The sequence below is a fragment of the Acidovorax sp. NPDC077693 genome, assembly GCF_044542805.1.
Classification (GTDB): Bacteria; Pseudomonadota; Gammaproteobacteria; order Burkholderiales; family Burkholderiaceae_C; genus Acidovorax.
In genome coordinates, this window is record NZ_JBITVD010000013.1 from 1 (window position 1) to 18,550 (window position 18,550).

The 18,550-nt window shown below is 69.3% G+C and carries 15 protein-coding genes; 10 read left to right on the forward strand and 5 right to left on the reverse strand.

Features of this window, described 5'->3' with window-relative positions; all coding sequences use genetic code 11:
- From ACIGHN_RS18555 to dgoD, 5 genes are all read left to right on the forward strand, one after another.
- On the forward strand, positions 1-1,330 hold a 1,330-nt coding region (locus tag ACIGHN_RS18555; RefSeq protein ID WP_396505508.1), incomplete at its 5' end, for a dihydroxy-acid dehydratase.
- A gap of 108 nt (positions 1,331-1,438) precedes the next feature.
- A complete protein-coding gene (locus ACIGHN_RS18560; RefSeq protein ID WP_396505509.1) occupies positions 1,439-2,377 on the forward strand; it encodes a dihydrodipicolinate synthase family protein in 939 nt (312 codons plus the stop codon).
- A 7-nt stretch (positions 2,378-2,384) separates the two neighbouring features.
- Positions 2,385-3,446, forward strand: coding sequence for a 2-dehydro-3-deoxygalactonokinase (locus ACIGHN_RS18565; RefSeq protein WP_396505510.1), 1,062 nt, complete (start codon positions 2,385-2,387; stop codon positions 3,444-3,446).
- Complete coding sequence (locus ACIGHN_RS18570; RefSeq protein ID WP_396505511.1) at positions 3,443-4,129, forward strand: 2-dehydro-3-deoxy-6-phosphogalactonate aldolase; 687 nt, start codon at positions 3,443-3,445, stop codon at positions 4,127-4,129. Before ACIGHN_RS18565 ends, ACIGHN_RS18570 begins: the two co-directional genes overlap by 4 nt.
- A 72-nt stretch (positions 4,130-4,201) precedes the next feature.
- Positions 4,202-5,350 (forward strand): galactonate dehydratase, encoded by a 1,149-nt coding sequence (gene dgoD / locus ACIGHN_RS18575; protein ID WP_396505512.1) that lies wholly within the window; start codon positions 4,202-4,204, stop codon positions 5,348-5,350.
- 100 nt (positions 5,351-5,450) lie between these two features.
- Here dgoD and ACIGHN_RS18580 read toward each other — a convergent pair whose 3' ends face one another.
- Positions 5,451-6,299: a hypothetical protein gene (locus ACIGHN_RS18580; RefSeq protein ID WP_396505513.1), complete on the reverse strand. Its 849-nt coding sequence runs from the start codon at positions 6,297-6,299 to the stop codon at positions 5,451-5,453.
- Between the two features lie 788 nt (positions 6,300-7,087).
- Here ACIGHN_RS18580 and ACIGHN_RS18585 point away from each other — a divergent pair.
- Entirely contained in the window at positions 7,088-8,104 is a 1,017-nt protein-coding gene (locus ACIGHN_RS18585) for a hypothetical protein (protein WP_396505514.1), read from the forward strand.
- Positions 8,101-10,461: a helicase C-terminal domain-containing protein gene (locus ACIGHN_RS18590; protein ID WP_396505515.1), complete on the forward strand. Its 2,361-nt coding sequence runs from the start codon at positions 8,101-8,103 to the stop codon at positions 10,459-10,461. Before ACIGHN_RS18585 ends, ACIGHN_RS18590 begins: the two co-directional genes overlap by 4 nt.
- A 186-nt stretch (positions 10,462-10,647) precedes the next feature.
- Here the strand turns inward: ACIGHN_RS18590 and ACIGHN_RS18595 are convergent, their stop codons facing one another.
- Both ACIGHN_RS18595 and ACIGHN_RS18600 read right to left on the reverse strand, forming a co-directional pair.
- Positions 10,648-12,162, reverse strand: a complete 1,515-nt coding sequence (locus ACIGHN_RS18595) for a tripartite tricarboxylate transporter permease (RefSeq protein ID WP_396505516.1) — start codon at positions 12,160-12,162, stop codon at positions 10,648-10,650.
- A 10-nt stretch (positions 12,163-12,172) separates the two neighbouring features.
- Positions 12,173-12,595: a tripartite tricarboxylate transporter TctB family protein gene (locus ACIGHN_RS18600; protein WP_396505517.1), complete on the reverse strand. Its 423-nt coding sequence runs from the start codon at positions 12,593-12,595 to the stop codon at positions 12,173-12,175.
- 154 nt (positions 12,596-12,749) lie between these two features.
- On the opposite strand from ACIGHN_RS18600, the gene ACIGHN_RS18605 reads away from it, so the two are divergent.
- The 3 genes from ACIGHN_RS18605 to ACIGHN_RS18615 all read left to right on the forward strand — a co-directional run bounded on the left by ACIGHN_RS18605 (position 12,750) and on the right by ACIGHN_RS18615 (position 15,653).
- Entirely contained in the window at positions 12,750-13,436 is a 687-nt protein-coding gene (locus ACIGHN_RS18605) for a response regulator transcription factor (RefSeq protein ID WP_396505518.1), read from the forward strand.
- Positions 13,437-13,496: 60 nt separating this feature from the next.
- Complete coding sequence (locus ACIGHN_RS18610; protein ID WP_396505519.1) at positions 13,497-14,999, forward strand: sensor histidine kinase; 1,503 nt, start codon at positions 13,497-13,499, stop codon at positions 14,997-14,999.
- Between the two features lie 81 nt (positions 15,000-15,080).
- Complete coding sequence (locus ACIGHN_RS18615) at positions 15,081-15,653, forward strand: hypothetical protein (protein ID WP_396505520.1); 573 nt, start codon at positions 15,081-15,083, stop codon at positions 15,651-15,653.
- A 215-nt stretch (positions 15,654-15,868) separates the two neighbouring features.
- On the opposite strand, the gene ACIGHN_RS18620 is transcribed toward ACIGHN_RS18615, so the two are convergent.
- On the reverse strand, positions 15,869-17,305 hold the full coding sequence (locus ACIGHN_RS18620) for an LLM class flavin-dependent oxidoreductase (RefSeq protein WP_396505521.1): 1,437 nt from the start codon (positions 17,303-17,305) through the stop codon (positions 15,869-15,871).
- 84 nt (positions 17,306-17,389) lie between these two features.
- Positions 17,390-18,391 (reverse strand): CysB family HTH-type transcriptional regulator, encoded by a 1,002-nt coding sequence (locus ACIGHN_RS18625; RefSeq protein WP_396505522.1) that lies wholly within the window; start codon positions 18,389-18,391, stop codon positions 17,390-17,392.
- Positions 18,392-18,550 lie beyond the last annotated feature (159 nt).

Consider the following 18,550-nt stretch of genomic DNA (forward strand, 5'->3'; position numbering starts at 1 on the left):
AAACATAAGCCAAAAGACATCAATCATTGTCACTGGAGTTCCCAAGATCAACGGCAAGCTCGACGGCAAGGACATCGGCTCGGGCACGGCCGTGTGGCGCCTGCACGAGTCGCTGAAGGCCGGCGAGATCAACGAGCACCAGTTCTTCGCGGCCGAGGCCGGCATGTCCCGCTCCGCCGGCACCTGCAACACCATGGGCACGGCCAGCACCATGGCCTGCATGGCCGAGTCGCTGGGCACATCGCTGCCGCACAACGCGGCCATACCCGCGGTGGACTCGCGCCGCTACGTGCTGGCCCACATGTCGGGCCGGCGGATCGTGGAGATGGCGCACGAAGGGCTCACGCTCTCCAAGATCCTGACGCGCGAAGCGTTCGAGAACGCGATCCGCACCAACGCGGCCATCGGCGGCTCGACCAACGCGGTCATCCACCTGAAGGCCATCGCGGGCCGCATCGGCGTGCAGCTGGACCTGGAGGACTGGACGCGCATCGGCCGCGGCACGCCCACGCTGGTGGACCTGCAGCCCTCGGGCCGCTTCCTGATGGAAGAGTTCTACTACGCCGGGGGCCTGCCGGCGGTGCTGCGCCGCCTGGGCGAAAACAACCTGCTGCCCCACCCCGACGCACTGACCGTCAACGGCAAGACGCTGTGGGACAACGTGCGCGAGGCGCCCCAGTACAACGACGAGGTGATCCGCACCATCGACAACCCGCTGATCGCCGACGGCGGCATCTGCATCCTGCGCGGCAACCTGTCGCCGCGTGGAGCGGTGCTGAAGCCCTCTGCCGCGTCGCCCGAACTGCTCAAGCACCGCGGCCGCGCCGTGGTGTTCGAGAACCTGGAGCATTACAAGGAGCGCATCGTCGATGAGGACCTGGACATCGACGCCAGCTGCGTGATGGTGATGAAGAACTGCGGCCCCAAGGGCTACCCCGGCATGGCCGAGGTGGGCAACATGGGCCTGCCCCCGAAGCTGCTGCGCCAGGGCGTGAAGGACATGGTGCGCATCTCCGACGCGCGCATGAGCGGCACGGCGTACGGCACCGTGGTGCTGCATGTGGCGCCCGAGGCCGCCGCGGGTGGCCCGCTGGCCGCCGTGCGCGATGGCGATTTCATCGAGCTGGACTGCGAGCAAGGCCGCCTGCACCTCGACATCAGCGACGAGGAACTGGCCGCGCGCCTGGCCGCGTTGGCCAGCACCGACATGGGCGGGCGCGGTGGCTACCAGCGCCTGTATGTGGACCACGTGCTGCAGGCCGACGACGGCTGCGACTTCGACTTCCTGGTCGGCTGCCGCGGCTCTGCCGTCCCTCGTCACTCGCACTGATACCGGTGGCCCATCCGCTACCGGACGCGCTACATATTTCATAGCTTTTAGCGCTTTCCAGACAAGCGCTAGAGCCGCATTTCATTCAAATTTCACCCATCCTCCGCCATGCCAGCCACGCCTTCCCTCCAGAGCCCACGCTACCGCGGCATCTTCCCGGTGGTGCCCACCACGTTCCATGAAGACGGCACCCTGGACATCGAGAGCCAAAAGCGCTGCCTCGACTTCATGATCGACGCCGGTGTGGACGGCGTCTGCATCCTGGCCAACTTCTCCGAGCAGTTCTCGCTGTCCGACGCCGAGCGCGAGACGCTGACCCGCGTCTCGCTGGAGCATGTGGCCGGCCGCGTGCCGGTCATCGTCACCACCACCCAATACGGCACCCGCGTGTGCGCCGAGCGCAGCCGCGCCGCGCAGGACATGGGCGCCGCCATGGTGATGATCATGCCGCCCTACCACGGTGCTACCTTCCGCGTGCCCGAAGCGCAGATCCACGAGTTCTATGCCCGCGTGTCCGATGCGATCCGCATTCCGATCATGGTGCAGGACGCACCCGCGAGCGGCACCGTGCTGTCTGCCCCGTTCCTGGCCCGCATGGCGCAGGAGATCGAGCACCTGGCCTACTTCAAGATCGAAGTGCCCGGCGCCGCCAGCAAGCTGCGCGAGCTGATCCGCCTGGGCGGCGCGGCCATCGAAGGCCCGTGGGACGGCGAAGAAGCCATCACCCTGCTGGCCGATCTGGATGCCGGCGCCACCGGCGCGATGACGGGCGGCGCCTTCCCCGACGGCATCCGCCCCATCATCGAAGCCCACCGCCAGGGCGACATGGACCAGGCTTTCGCGCTGTACCAGCGCTGGCTGCCCCTCATCAACCACGAAAACCGCCAGGGCGGCATCCTGACCGCCAAGGCGCTGATGAAGGAAGGCGGCGTGATCGCCTGCGAAGCGGGCCGCCACCCCTTTCCGGCCATGCACCCTGAGGTGCGCCGGGGCCTGATCGACATCGCACGCCGGCTGGACCCGCTGGTGCTGCGCTGGGGCCGGTAAACACGCCATGGCCAACACCGCCAACCTCTCGGACACCCGCCTGGTGGCCCTGGACTGGGGCACCAGCTCGCTGCGCGCCTTTCGCCTGGGTGCACGCGGGCAGGTGCTGGAGCAACGCAGCCGCCCCTGGGGCATCATGAACCTGCCCCCGGTACCCGCGGGCCAGGCCGATGCCAAGCCCGGCGCAGCATTCGAGCGTGCGTTGCAGGACGCCTGCGGCGACTGGCTGGCCACCCTACCCTCGGTGCCGGTGCTGGCCTGCGGCATGGTGGGCAGCGCCCAGGGCTGGCGCGAAGCCCAATACCTGGACACCCCCACCTCGCTGGACGACCTCGCGCGCGGGCTGACCGTGGTGCAGCGTGGCAGCGGCACCCCCCTGCACATCGTGCCCGGGCTGCTGCAGCGCACGGGCCTGCCCAACGTGATGCGGGGTGAGGAAACGCAGGTGCTGGGTGTCTTGGCCGACACATCCGTCGCCAGCCCAGGCCCTGTACTGGTCGGCCTGCCGGGCACGCACAGCAAGTGGGTGGTGGCGCAGGGCGACGGTGCCCGGCGCAGCATCCAGGGGTTCCACACCTTCATGACGGGCGAAGTGTTTGCCGCATTGCGCGGGCACACCATCCTGGGCAAGACGATGCAAACACCGGCTGCGCCTGACGACGCCGCCTTTGCGCAGGGCCTGCAGGTGGCGCGCGGCAGCGATGCGGCGCTGGGCCTGCTGTCGCACATCTTCAGCACCCGCACGCTGGGCCTGACGGGCGCGTTGCCCGCCGCTGCGCAGGCGGACTACCTGTCGGGCATCCTCATCGGGCACGAGATCGCCAGCCTGGCGCGCCTGCACCCGCCCACTGGCGCCGCCCCCATCCCGCTGGTGCTGTGCGGCGAGGCCGACCTGTGCCGCCGCTACGCCATCGCCCTGCAGGCCTATGGATTTACACAGCCCACCATCGCTGCGCAGGCCACCGTCACGGGCCTGTGGCAGATCGCCATCGCTGCTGGGCTCGCCGCCGGGCTGCCAGCAGCAACGGACGCAGAACGCACCCCATTCCCCAGGAGCCACGCCGCATGAACCCCATCGACAAGAACCTGTTCAGCACCATGCAGGCCTGCGGCCTGATCGCCATCCTGCGCGGCGTGCAGCCGCACGAGGTGGTGGCCATCGGCCACGTGCTGTACGACGCGGGGTTTCGCATTATCGAGGTGCCGCTGAACTCCCCACAGCCCCTGGCCAGCATCCGCGCCCTGCGCAATGCGCTGCCCGCCGACTGCCTGGTGGGCGCGGGCACGGTGATCACGGCCGAGGCCTGCGCTGACGTGGCCGCCGCGGGCGGGCAGATCATCGTCATGCCCCACAGCGACCCCGCGGTGATCCGCACCGCCCGCGCGTCCGGCATGGCCTGCGCACCCGGCGTGGCCACGCTGACCGAGGCCTATGCCGCGCTGGCGGCGGGCGCCAACATGCTCAAGCTCTTTCCGGCCGAGGCGCTGCCGCCGCATGTGCTCAAAGCCTGGCGCGCGGTCATCACCCCGCCCATGGCGCTGGTGCCGGTGGGCGGCATCGTGCCCGAGAGCATCGCCACCTACGCAGCGGCCGGGGCCAGCGGCTTCGGCCTGGGCTCGGCCCTGTACCGCCCGGGCGACAGCGCAGGCGACGTGGCCGCCAAGGCCGTTGCGTTCGTCACCGCGTGGCAGGACGCCTACAGCCCGGCACACGGTGCGCACCCCAATGCCGCCACGGGCCCGGCTGCCTAGACGTCCTATCGCTGCGTTGCCGCTCCTCAACCGCATTTGCATTCCCACGGCTTCCTTTCCATCCGCCCTCCCATGAAGATCACCCGACTGACCACATTCCTGGTGCCCCCGCGCTGGTGCTTTCTGAAAATCGAAACCGACGAAGGCATCGTCGGCTGGGGCGAGCCCATCCTGGAAGGCCGCGCGCAGACCGTGGCCGCCGCGGTCGAAGAGCTGGGCGACTACCTCATCGGCAAGGACCCGCGCCACATCGAAGACCACTGGACGGTGCTGTACCGCGGCGGCTTCTACCGGGGTGGCGGCGTGCACATGAGCGCCCTGGCCGGCATCGACCAGGCGCTGTGGGACATCAAGGGCAAGGCCCTGGGCGTGCCCGTGTCCGAGCTGCTGGGCGGCAACGTGCGCGACCGCATCCGCGTGTACAGCTGGATCGGCGGCGACCGCCCCAGCGAAACCGCCCAGCAGGCGCGGGACGCCGTGGCCCGGGGCTTCACCGCCGTGAAGATGAACGGCACCGAAGAAATGCAGTTTGTGGACACCTACGACAAGGTGGAGCGCTGCCTGCAGAACGTGGCCGCGGTGCGCGAGGCCGTGGGCCCCCATGTGGGCATCGGCGTCGACTTCCATGGCCGGGTGCACCGCCCCATGGCCAAGGTGCTGATCAAGGAGCTGGAGCCCTACCGCCTGATGTTCATCGAGGAGCCCGTGCTCAGCGAGCACGAAGAGGCGCTGAAAGAGATCGCGCGTATCTCGTCCACCCCCATCGCCCTGGGCGAGCGCCTGTACTCCCGCTGGGACTTCAAGCGCGTGCTGCAGGAGGGGTATGCCGACATCATCCAGCCCGACCCGTCGCACTCCGGCGGCATCACCGAAACCCGCAAGATCGCCACCATGGCAGAGGCCTACGACGTGGCCCTGGCCCTGCACTGCCCCCTGGGCCCCATCGCGCTGGCCGCCAACCTCCAGCTGGACGCGGTCTGCTACAACGCCTTCATCCAGGAGCAAAGCCTGGGCATCCACTACAACCAGGACAACGACCTGATGGACTACGTGTCCAACCCGCAAGTGTTTGCGTACGAGGACGGGATGGTGGCCATACCGAACGGACCGGGGCTGGGCATCGAGGTGAACGAGGAGTACGTGCGCGAACGTGCGCAGCAGGGGCACCGGTGGCGCAACCCGGTGTGGCGGCACAAGGACGGGAGCTTTGCGGAGTGGTGAGCGGGCGCATCCGGGGCGCATCCTTGGCGCCCTGTGACGCCCTCTTCCCGCGCACCCGGCCCGCACAGCCCCCGTCACCGCGGGGGGCGCGCCGCGCGGCTCAGACCTTCAACGACCGCTCGATGTCGGTGAGCTTGTAGCGAGCCAGGGCCAGATTGCCCTTGGCCTTGTCCAGCACCAGGTACAGGAACAGCCCGTCATTGTTGGGCACCAGGCGGATCAGGTGGTACTGGTCGGCCAGGGTGATGAGGATGTCCTCGATGCCGCGCTTGATGCCCAGGGCCTCCATGGTCTTGAGCTTGGCCTGCACCACCCGGGTGTTGCCGGCCGCCGCCAGGTCCAGGTTCATGCCGCCCCCCGCCTGGGCCAGGCACATGCCGCTGCGGTAGTCGACCAGGGCGACCGCCTGTGCGCCGTCGATGGTCATCGCGGCATCCATGGAACTCTTCAGATTCGAACTCATATCGTCAGGCCTTCTGTCTTCGTTGAAATAATCGTTGACGCGCGGGATCTTTCCCATCTGCTCCATCAGCACGAACCACAGCGTCTGCGGGTCGCTGTTGGGCAACTGGTACTTGTGCACGCCGGCACGCCGTTGGGCGCCCAGGAACCTGGTGATTTCGATGTCTTCCATCACCGCGTTGGGCAAGAGAACGAACCAGACCGCGGGCGCGGAACGCACGGTGCCAAGCGCCAGGATGGCCGGCAGCATGGTGAAGACGCCGGGCCCGACCAGGACGGCCAGTGCGTCGGGCTGCGCAGGCAGTTTCTTCAGGTCGGCCAGGGCTGCCGGCCGGTACCAGCTGATCTCGGGGGCGCCCGCAACCTCCCCCAGCGGCAGGCGTTCCCAGGCGCCATGGCCCGATGCGCCCGCCACGCCCAGGTGGGCCAGTGCGTATCCGCCGATGCGCGAGGTCAGGTCCAGCACTGCGAGTTCAGGGGTGCGCATCGACGGTGGGTGTCCTTGTGGTGGTTCTTGCGCCTCCCGTCGCTGCGCGAGCGCAGGGTGGCTGCGCGGCACGTCGGCAAAGCTCTGGCAAAAAACGCGGTGATCGTGGGTGGTGGGGTGGATGCAGGGCGTGTGGCTGTGGGGGCCACTGCGTCAGCGGGCTGCGCTGGCCCGGCCTGGGCGGCACGCCAGCGTGGGGTTGCCGCATCGGTCGGGCTGCGTTGCGGCGGATTCTAGGGACGTGCATCGGCATTCAACCGCTTGTTGAATGCATTCAACAGTTCATCCCGTCGCAACGATTTTTTTGCTGCAATCGCCATGGCTGGCGGCCGCATTCCGCAGATAGCTCTGCGCCAACGCAGGTCACACCGCGGCCCCGGTATGTGCTGCGGTGCCAGGTGCCTTGACCATAGCCAGAGCCATCAGGCGCCACGCGGAACGGGCCCACTGACTGCGATAGCGCTGGTTGACCGGCGCGATGCACGCGCTCTGCTCTGCATCGCCTGCCTCGGTCGCGGCCGATGCCGTGCGGGGCGAATCGGTGCGGTGGTGCACCCGGTCACAGGGCATTGCCGAACGCCATCGTGACGCGAGGAGGAGATTCGGAACCCCCTCAGCCCTCTCGCAAGGCACTATATTTTTTATAGCATTTACCGCTTATGCAGTGAGCGCTGGAGTCCAAAAATACCCCCCAAACCCCTCGCTCCCCGCATGATCACGGCCCCGTGTTGAGCATCTGCAGGCACTGTGATTAAAATCAGTGCCCAGCCTGCCGACCCCACCACCCCATGACGGCTCTGCCCTCCCCCGCATCGGCCCCTGCGCCCGCCATCCAGCTCACCCGCTTTCACCGCACGCGCCTCATGCAAATCTGGCGCTCGGCGGGTTGGCCGTGCAAGGACGCGCTGGAGATCGACCTGCTGGCCGCGCAACTGGTGGTGCTGCAGGTGTCGCCCGAGGGGTTCGAGTCCCTGCGGCTCACCGACGAGGGCATCCGCACGCTGGCCGTGGCACGCCAGCGCAGCGTGCGGGCGCTGAGCACGCACGACCGGCTGGCCGCCAGGTTCGCCGAGCACCTGCTGGCGGCGGGGCGCATCGTGTGGCGCGAGCTGTCACTGCGCGCGGTGGTGGACGGGCCGGCGCCGCAGACGCTCCCCGCTGCGGACGCCGCCCTGCCGACCGCCCCCACCCCCATCGGCCAAGGCCGCAGCACCCCGCTGTGGAACGAAGACACCGATTCGCCCGCAGCCCGCGCCGCCGCCAACGTGTGGCGCATGGCACGGCCCGACCTGTTTTCGGTGCGCAACACGTCCGTGCCGGCCTACCTGCAGCCCATGGTGCACGAGGTCAAAGCGAGCCGGGCCGACCTGCTGTCGGACCTGCGGCACGACGCCAAGCGCCAGGCCTACCAGTGGCTGTGCGAGGAGTGCTACTACGTGTTCCCGGCAGGCATCGCCCAGCCGGAGGAGATCCCGGAGCACTTCGGCATCTGGGTGCTGCACGGCAAGCTGGACGATGGCGCGCACAGCCGGTTCGAGCTGCTGCGGCCCGCGCGGCATGCCAGCTGCGCCCTGCCGTTTGCGGTGTGGATGGCGCTGTGCAAGGCCACGCCGATGCGCAGCGAGGCCGAGCTGGCGCAGGCCCACCTGGGCGAGGCCGCAGAAGCTGCGGAGCAGACGGCGGGGCATGCGGCAGGGCAGACCGCGGTGCCCGCCAACGATGCATCGGCCAACGACGCCTCGGCCACCGGCGACACGCTGGCCGGCGACCTCCCCGCCCCACCCTGCGCCGAGCCCCCGCCATGACCTACACCGTGGCGGTGCGCGAGCTGTGCGAGTTCACCGCCAAGCAGGGCGACCTGGACCTGCGCTTCACCCCGGCGCCCACGGCGCTGGAGGGCATCGCGGGCCATGCCACCGTGGCCACGCGCCGGGGCGCTGGCTACCGCGCCGAAGTGGCATTGGCGGGCCAGTACAAGACGCTGCGCGTGCGCGGCCGGGCCGATGGCGTCGATGCGGCGCAGCAGCGCCTGGACGAGGTCAAGACCTTCAAGGGCCGCCTGGACCGGCAACCCGCATCGCACCGCGCGCTGCACTGGGCGCAGGCGCGCATCTACGGCTGGCTGCTGTGCCAGCAGGAGGGCTGGAGCCACATCGACCTGGCGCTGGTGTACTTCGACATCGGCACGCAAAAGGAAACCGTGTTCACCGACCGCCACACCGCGGCCGACCTGCAGCAGCACTTCGAGGCGCAGTGCGAGCGGTTCCTCGCCTGGGCCGAGGCCCAGGTGGCGCACCGTGCGGCGCGCGATGCGGCCCTGGGTGCGCTGGCGTTTCCGTTCGGCACCTTTCGCGCCGGGCAGCGCCCGCTGGCCGAGGCGGTGTACAAGGCCGCCGCGTCGGGCCGCTGCCTGCTGGCCCAGGCGCCCACGGGCATCGGCAAGACCATGGGCACGCTGTTCCCGCTGCTCAAGGCCATGCCGGGGCAGCAGATCGACAAGGTGTTCTTTCTGGCGGCCAAGACCTCGGGCCGGCAGATGGCGCTGGATGCGCTGGAGCGCCTGGCCTCACCTGCCACCACGCCACCTGGCCTGCCGCTGCGCGTGCTGGAGCTGGTGGCGCGCGACAAGGCCTGCGAACACCCCGACAAGGCCTGCCACGGCGAGTCGTGCCCGCTGGCGGAGGGCTTCTACGACCGGCTGCCTGCGGCCCGCGCCGCCGCCGTGGCCCCAGCCACCGAAGGCGGCAGCCAGGGCCCGGCCCCGCTGCTGCAGGCCCGCGTGCGCGAGGTGGCGCTGGCCCACCAGGTCTGCCCCTACTACCTGAGCCAGGAACTCGCGCGCTGGGCCGATGTGGTGGTGGGCGACTACAACTACTACTTCGACTTGGGCGGCCTGCTCCATGGCCTGACGCAGGCCAACCAGTGGCGCGCCGCGCTGCTGGTGGACGAGGCCCACAACCTGGTGGAACGCGGCCGCAAGATGTACACGGCCGAGCTGCGCCCGGACAGCCTGGCGCTCGCCCGCCAGTCGCCCGCCGCCACGCGCCACCCCGCCGTGAAAAAGGCGCTGGACAAGGTGCGCCGCTGCTGGGTCGCGCTGGACAAGGAACAAACCGCGGCTGGCGCCCACTACGCGGTCTTCGATGCCTTACCCGACAAGCTGCTGGCCGCGCTGCAGCAGTGCGGCAGCACGCTGTCGGACCACTTTGCCGACCACCCGGCCGAGCCCGACGCGGCGCTGCAGGCCTTCTACTTCGATGCGCTGCACCTGGTGCGCATGGCGGAGCTGCTGGACACGCATTCGCTGGTGGACATTACCCAGCCCCACCAGCCCCACCAGCCCACGCATCACCCGCATCAACCGCAGCGCACAGCCGGCAAGGCACCGGCGCCGGGCGGCTCCACGCTGTGCATCCGCAACGTGGTGCCCGCGCCCTTCCTGCAGCCGCGCCTGCAGGCTGCGCACACCAGCACGCTGTTTTCGGCCACGCTGCAGCCTGCGCGCTACTACGGCGACCTGCTGGGCCTGCCCGACCAGCATGTGTGGGTGGATGTGGAATCGCCTTTTGCCAGCGCGCAGCTGCAGGTGCAGGTGGCCCGCCACATCTCCACCCGCTACCCGGACCGCAATGCGTCGCTGGCGCCCATCGCCGACCTGATGGCGCGGCAGTTCACCGCGCGGCCGGGCAACTACCTGGCGTTCTTCAGCAGCTACGAGTATCTGCAGCAGGTGGCCGATGTGTTCGAGCGCAACCACCCGCACCTGCCGCACTGGCGCCAGTCGCGCCGCATGCTGGAGGCCGAGCAGCGGCAGTTCCTGGACCGCTTCACCGACACCAGCGAAGGCATTGCGTTCGCGGTGCTGGGCGGCGCGTTTGCCGAGGGCATCGACCTGCCCGGGCGCCGGCTGATCGGCGCCTTCCTGGCCACGCTGGGCCTGCCGCAGGTCAACCCGGTCAATGAGCAGATCCGCCAGCGCATGCAGGCCCTGTTCGGCGACGGATACGACTACACCTACCTGTACCCCGGCCTGCAGAAGGTGGTGCAGGCGGCGGGCCGCGTGATCCGCACGCCCAGCGACGAGGGCGTGGTGCACCTGATGGACGACCGGTTCGGGCGCAGCGAGGTGCGGGCGTTGCTGCCGACGTGGTGGCAAGCGTGAGAAATGACCCCCACGCTCCCCACTTCGTGTGGTCGCTGCCTCCCGAGGGGGCCGCTTTTCATCTTGGGGCGACACAGCGATAAAAAAAAGGCCGGTCACGCAGGGTGACCGGCCTTGTCAAGGCTGCCGGGGCAGCTTACAGAGAGTCAATCTGTCGGGTCGTTGAGGTGGTTTCTTCAGGTGGCGTCAGGTCGCAGCCGGTGCCACCACCTCCAGGTCCTTGGCCTTTCCGCGCTGGCGGAAGAAGCCGAGTGTCTGCCAGGCGATGAACAGCACGATCAGGCCGATGAGCGTGCCGCTGATGGGGCGGTTGACGAACACATCGAAGCTGCCGCGCGACAGCAGCATGGAGCGGCGGAAGTTCTCCTCCAGCATGGGGCCCAGGATGAAGCCCAGCATGAGCGGCGACGGGTCCATCTCGAGCCGCATGAACAGGTATCCCAGTGCACCGAAGGCCACGGTGATGAACACGTCGTCCAGGTTGTTGTTGATGCTGTACGTGCCGATGCAGCAGAAGAACAAAATGGCCGGGAACAGCACGTTGTACGGGATCTTGAACACCGACAGCCAGTAGCGCACCAGCGGCACGTTCAGGATCAGCAGGAAGCAGTTGCCGATCCACATGCTGGCGACCAGGCCCCAGAACAGCTCGGGGTGGCCGGCGATCATGTTGGGGCCGGGCTGGATGCCCTTGATGATGAACGCGGCCATCATCAGCGCCATGACGGCGTTCTCGGGGATGCCGATGCTCATCAGCGGGATGAAGCTGGTGCGGGCGGCAGCCTCGTCGGCAGCGGCCTGTCCGGCCACGCCTTCGATGGAGCCGTTGCCGATCTCGTGCTTGTACTTGCTGACCTTCTTGTCGAGCGCGTAGGCTGCGAACTGGGCGATCGTCGGGCCGCCGCCGGGCAGGATGCCCAGGATGGAGCCCACCACGCTGCCCCGCAGCGCGCTGGGGATGATGCGCTTGAACTCGGGCCAGGTGGGGATGAGCTTGATCGTGCCGTTGAAGGGCGAGCGCTCTTCACGCGCATCCAGGTTCTTGGTGATCTCGGCGATGCCGAAGCACCCGAGCGCAATGCTCACGATGCCCACGCCGTCGGCCAGGAAGGGCATGTCCAGCGTGAAGCGGGCCGTGCCGCTGTTCACGTCGGTCCCGATCGAGCCCAGCAGCACGCCCACCATGCACATGGCCAGGCCGTTGAGCAGGCTGCCGGTGGTCACGAAGCTCACGCACACGAAGCCCACCAGCATCAGCGCGCAGTAGTCAGCAGGGCCGAACAGGAAGGCCACCTCGCCCAGGCTGGGCGCGAGGAAGGTCAGCACCAGGATGGCCACCGTGCCGCCGATGAAGCTCGACACCCCCGCCGTGAACAGCGCCAGGCCCGTCTTGCCTTTCAAGGTCATCTGGTACCCGTCGATGCACGCCACGATGGAACTGGCGTGCGGGATCTTCATGGTGATGGCGCTCACGCTGTCGCCGTACTGCGCCCCGTAGTAGATGCCGGCCAGCATGATGAGCGCGCCGGTGGTGTCGATGGAATAGGTCAGCGGCAGCAGCAGGCTGATGGTGGCCAGCGGGCCGAGGCCCGGCAGCAGGCCCACCAGGGTGCCCACGGTGCAGCCGAGGGCGCAGAACATCAGGTTCTGCAGCGTGAGCGCGTGGCCGAAGCCGAACGCGAGGTTGTGGAGGACTTCCATGGTGGTGCTCTCAGAACAGCGGCAGGTTGACGCCCAGAAGCTTCTGGAACATGAAGGCGATGCCCACCAGCACCGCGGCGATCTTGAGGTTGCGCACCACCGAGTACGACGTGCCCGCAAACCCCGAGCAGAACACCAGGAACACGATGCCCGCGATCATGTTCACGAAGTGCGACAGCGCCGCAAAGCCGCACAGGCTGCCCAGGATGATCGAGATGTTGCGTACCTGGAAATTCAGCGGCGCCGGCGCCACCAGGCGCGATCGCACCACGGTGATCACGCCGATGGCGAACAGCATGCAGCTCACGATGAACGGGAACAGGCCGGGCCCGGCGTGGCTGAGCTTGCCCAGCGAATAGCCCACCGACGGCAGGCCAAAGCCCAGCGCCAGCGCCATGAGGACGACGCCCCTGGCTAAGTTGCGGTTGACCATGAAATGTTGTCTCCAGAAAAGCTTGTGGGGGACACCCCGGCGAGCCGGTCCGCACCGGTGGCTGGGGTATGCTGACGGCGCAACTATCCCCACCGAACCTGATCGCTGGCTGATCTGGGCCATGCGTAATTCCACGTAGAACTTTGAACCGACCATGCGCCTCCTTCTGGTGGAAGACGACCCCGTGCTCAGCCGCACCATGGCCCGGGGCCTTGAAAACGCAGGCCACCGCGTCGAGCTGGCCCACACGGTGGAAGAGGCCCAGCACTGGTGGGCGGTGCAGGCCTTCGACGCCGTGCTGCTGGACCTGAACCTGCCCCATGCATCGCACGCGCGCAGCGGCCTGGGCAGCGGCCTCACCGCCCTGCGCAGCGCCCGCGCCCGCGGCGACCGCACGCCGGTGCTGGTGCTCAGCGCGCGCGACAGCACCGAAGAGCGCATCGCCGGCCTGGACGCCGGAGCCGACGACTACCTGGGCAAGCCCTACGAACTCAAGGAAGTGGAAGCCCGCCTGCGCGCCCTGCTGCGCCGCGCCAGCGGCACGGCCGACCTGGTGACCGTGGGCCAGCTGGCGCTGGACCGGCAGGCCCGCCGCGTGAGCGTGGCCGGGCAGCCGCTGGAGTTGCCCGCGCGCGAGTTCGACCTGCTGTGGGAGCTGATGACCCCGCCCGGCCGCGTGCTGAGCAAGGGCGATCTGTCGTCGCGCCTGTCCGATGCGGGCGAGGCGCTGGGCGAGAACGCGCTGGAGGCGTCGTTCTCGCGCCTGCGCCGCAAGATCGCGGGCAGCGGCGCGGCCATCCGCACGCTGCGCGGGCTGGGCTACCTGCTGGAGGAAGAATGAGGCACCGCCCCGCCGAGGCCCTTGCGCGGCGCCGGCCTCGTGCATCGCAGGTGGAGCGCAGTGCCACGCCCCGCTGACACGACGCCCGCGCGCCAGCGCCCCGCCCTGCGCGAGCGCATCGGGCGGCACGTGCTGCTGTCGCTGGTGCTGATCTGGGGCCTGGGCAGTACCGTGGTGCTGGGCGTGGGCAACCACTTTGTGGCCGAGGCCTTCGACCGCGCGCTGCTGGACGACGCGCATGCACTGGCGGCGCACGTGCGCGGTGGCGACGCCGCACCCGGCACGGCGCCGCTGCAGCTGGACCTGACGCAGCGCGAGGTCGGGCTGCTGCGGTTCGACCAGAGCGAGACCGTGTGGTTTGCGGTGTACGGCGACGGCGGCGCGCTGGTGGCGGGCGAGGCGGACCTGGCCCCCGACGGCGTCGCGCCCGGCAGCACACACACCTTCTCTCAATTGCGGCGCGACGGCCGGGAGCTGCGCCGGGTGAGCCTGCGCATCGACGGGCCGCAGCCCTTCACCGTGGTGATGGCGCAGACCACCGCCGAGCGCACGCAGCTGCTGCGCCGGCTGCTGGTGTATTCGGGCCTGGCGCAGCTGTGGCTGCTGGTGGCGCTGGGCTCGTGGCTGCTGCGCGGCATCGAGCGCGACCTGCGGCCGCTGAGCGACCTGCAGGACGCCATGGACCGCCGCGACGCGGCCGACCTGCAGCCGCTGCCCCAGACCCTGACGCAGCACGCCGCCACCAGCGATGTACAGCGCCTGGGCGAGGCGCTGGACGGCCTGCTGGCCCGCGTGCAGCAAAGCCTGCATGCGCAGCGCGAATTTGCCGGCAACGTGGCGCACGAGCTGCGCACGCCGCTGGCCGGCATCCGCACCCAGGCGGCGCACGCCCTGGCGCACGGCGACCCTGCCGTGTGGCGCAGTGAACTGGAAGGCATCGCCGCCGCCGAGCAGCGCGCGAGCCGCACCGTGGACCAGCTGCTGGCCCTGGCCCGGGCGACCGAATGCGGTATCGCGCTGGCGCTGCAGCCCCTGGCACTGAACACCGCCGTGCGCGAGGTCGTGCTGCGCTACCTGCCGCGCGCCGATGCGCTGGGCGTGGACCTGGGTGCCGAGGGGCTGGACCACGCCGTGGCAGTGCAGGCCAACCTGGCGCTGGTGGAGGGCATCCTGCACAACCTGCTCGACAACGCGCTGCGCTACGGCCGCGGCCAGCCGCCGCGCATCACCGTGTCGCTGCACCTACAGGCCGAGCACGCCGTGCTGTGCGTGGCCGACAACGGCCCCGGCGTGGGCCCCGACCTGGCCGGGCAGCTGCAGCAGCGCTGGGCGCAGGGCGACCCGGGCCTGCAACTGGGCCAGGGCGCGGGCCTGGGCCTGTCCATCGTGGCGCGGTATGCGCAGCTGATGGGCGGGCGGCTGGAGCTGGGCGAGGCAGAACCCGGTGCGCAGGCCACGGGGCTGGCCGCCCGCGTGTGGCTGCCCCTGGCGGTGCGAGGCGCGCGGGACGGCGGCCCCGCGAACGACAGGACCGACGGAACCAGCGGCAACACGCACGCTTGATGCAGGTCAAGGCGGCTGCGGGCAGGCCGGCCACAATGGGCCGGTGCCAAACCTCCTGAACCCGCCTTCCCGCTCCCCCACATGACCGTGACCAGCATCACCGACCGCAGACTGCAGCGTGCCGCGCTCTGCGTGGCCGTGGTGGCCGCTGGGGTGGCACTGGCGGCCTGCGACAGAGTGGGTGGTGGCCTGGGCACCCAGGCTGCCGTGCCTGCAGTTGCCAGCACGGCCGAGGCAGACTTCGACACGCTGGTGGCCGCCTGCACGCAGTCGCTGGCAGGCCGGGAGCGCACGGTGCAGCCCGACAACGAAGGCCAGTGGACGCAGACCGGCTACAGCCCCGCGCAGGTGCAGCGCGAGGTCACGCGCACCGAGTCGCCCATCACGCCGCACGTGGGCAAGATCGTGGTCAAGGACAACGTGGCGCAGGCCAGCGCCGGGTCGCAGGCCCAGGCGGCGGCCATCACGCTGACGCCCGCGCACCTGCGCTCCAACCGCACCCACACCTTCGTCTACAGCTTCGACGGCCAGCGGTGGCGCTGGAACAATGGCCTGCGGCTGACCAAGGCGCCGCCGCAGAACGACGAGACCACGCCGTTGTCTCTGGCCGATGTAGCGGCGGACAAAGGCCTGGCGGGGTGTCTGCCGCGTTGATGCGCCAGCGGCGGGCGCCAGGCCAACGCTATCATTTCAATAGCTTCTAGCGCTTGACCATCAAGCGGTAGAGGCCATTTTCATTCAGAACTAGCGGCCCCTGTGATGCCAGGCGCGGGCTGGCTGCCCACTCCTTCACGGACCCCGGGGCGTCAATCACCCACCGGGGTGCCGATCACTGGCCGGATCGAGCCCTGTCGCGGCTGCGGCCAGCGTCATGCAGGCACGGCGTCCTGAGCGCTGGGCACCGTCGACGCGGACGGGGCGTCGGGTGCAGCAGCCGCCCGCGCCGCCCCGTTGCGCCGTGCGGTGTACCGGTTCTCCGGCACCGGCAGGCTCAGATTGCCGCGCAGGGTCTCGGCAGCGTACTCGGTGCGCAGCAGCCCACGCGCCTGCAGCACCGGCACGGCCAGCTCGACAAAGGCCTTGAGCGAGGTGTTGGGCAGCGCCTCGAAGAAGTTGAAGCCATCCGCCGCGCCGCCCTCGAACCAGCGCTGGATTTCATCGGCGACCTGCTCCGCCGTGCCGACGAAGGTGCGCTTGGGCCGGGCGTGCCACAGCGCCACCTCGCGCAGCGTCAGGCCGTTGTCGCGGGCGTGCTGCTTGATGCGGTCGCTCGCGCTTTGCTGGCTGTTGCGGCCCAGGTCGCCCAGGTCCGGGAAGGGTTCGTCCAGCGGGTACTGCGAGAAGTCGTGGTCGCTGAACGGACGCGCCAGCGCGGCGATGGCGTTCTCGATGGGCACGAGCGCAGCCAGCTCTTCGTAACGCTGCTCCGCCTCCTGCTCCGTGCGGCCGACGATGGGCCGAAAGCCAGGCAGCAGAAACACCTCGTCGGGGTTGCGCCCCTCGGCCCGTACACGGGCCTTCACGTCCCGGTAGTAGGCCTGGGCTTCCTCGAACGTGTCGGCGTGAAAGAAGATGGCGTCGGCCCGCTGCGCGGCAAAGGTCTTGCCGTCGTGCGAGGCGCCGGCCTGGAAGATCACGGGCTGGCCCTGGCGCGAGCGGGCGATGTTCAGCGGCCCTTCCACCGCAAAGAACTCGCCCTGGTGGTCCAGTTTGTGCAGCTTGTCTTCGTCGAAGAACTGGCCGGTGGCCTTGTCGTGCACCAGGGCATCGTCCTCCCACGAGTCCCACAGGCCCTGCACCACATCCAGGTGCTCGCCCGCCAGGCGGTAGCGCACGTCGTGGGCGTAGTGCTCCTGGCGGCTGTAGTTGCGCGCGCTGCCGTCCAGCCACGACGTGACCACGTTCCAGCCCGCGCGCCCGCCGCTGATGTGGTCGAGCGAGGCGAACTGCCGCGCCACCGTGAAGGGCTCGCTGTAGCTGGCGGTGAGCGTGGCCACCAGGCCGATGTGCGAGGTGGCGGCCGCCAGGGCCGACAGGATGGTGATGGGCTCGAAGCGGTTGAGGTAGTGCGGGCTGGAGCGCGGCGTGATGTGCACGCTGTCGGCCACGAACAGGAAGGTGAACCGCGCCTGCTCGGCCAGCTGCGCCTGGGCCTTGTAGAACGCGAAATTGGTGCTGGCGTCGGCCACCGCGTCCGGGTGGCGCCAGTCGCCCCAGCCGGCCCCCACGCCGTGCAGCACCAGGCCGAGTTGAAGGGTGCGCGGCGCGCGTGGCGCCGGCGTGGCGGGTGCGGAAGATGAGGTCATGGTGGGGTCCCGAAACAAAAGCCCGAAGGCAGGTCACAAACCCCCCAGCGTAGAAACCTCGGCCCGCCGCGCCAACGAAGAAATTCAGATATCGGTATGCCCCGGGGCCACCCCCGCCACATCCACTGCCGCATCGCCCCCGCCCTGCCCCAACCCGTGCGCGCTTTGCTGCACCGCCTTCTCCACCGCGTCGCGGGTGAGCGTGGGCACGAAGCTTTCGATGAAGTGGTAGGCATAGCCCCGCAGCCAGGCCCCGCGGCGCAGGCCCAGGCGCGTGAGGTTCACCTCGAACAGGTGGCCCGCGTCGATCAGGCGCAGGTGGCGGTCGCGCTCGGCATCCACCGCGATGGACGCGACGATGCCCACGCCCATGCCCAGCTCCACGTAGGTCTTGATCACGTCGGCGTCCATGGCGGTGAGCACGATGTCGGGCGCGATGCCCTCGCGCGCAAAGGCCTCGTCGATGTGCGCGCGGCCGGTGTAGCCCAGCTCGTAGGTGATGATGGGGTGCTCTGCCAGCTGCTCCAGCGTCACGGGGCCCGCCAGGTCCAGCAGTGGGTGGCCCGGGGGCACGACGATGCTGTGCGTCCAGCGGTAGCAGGGCAGCGTGACCAGCCCGTCGTAGCCCGCCAGCGCCTCGGTGGCCACGCCGATGTCGGCCTCGCCGGACATCAGCATCTCGGCCACCTGGCGCGGCGAGCCCTGGTGCAGGTGCAGCGACACCTGCGGGAACATCGCCCGGAAGTCGCGTACCACCTGGGGCAGTGCGTAGCGCGCCTGCGAGTGCGTGGCCGCCACCGACAGGCGCCCCTGCGCGCTGGCGCTGAAGTCCTGGCCCGCGCGCTTCAAATTGTCGGCTTCGAGCAGCAGGCGCTCCACCGTGGGCAGCAGCGCCTCGCCCGGTGGGGTCAGGCCCGTGAGGCGCTTGCCGGCGCGCACGAAGATCTCTACGCCCAGCTCTTCCTCCAGCTCGCGGATCTGGCGGCTCACGCCCGGCTGCGAGGTGTGCAGCATGTTGGCCACCTCGGTCAGGTTGAAGCCGCGGCGCACGGCCTCGCGCACGGAGCGCAGTTGCTGGAAGTTCATGGCTGGCTCCTGGCGGGGAGCGAAGGTGGCGCGTTAAGGGCGCGCACAGCCAGTCGATAGGTCGGGTGGGCGAAGAAGATCACAGGCTGTATGTTGCAGTTCAAATAACCTGTCAATCTTAAAATAACGAATTTAAAACGATAAACAATATATAGAGAT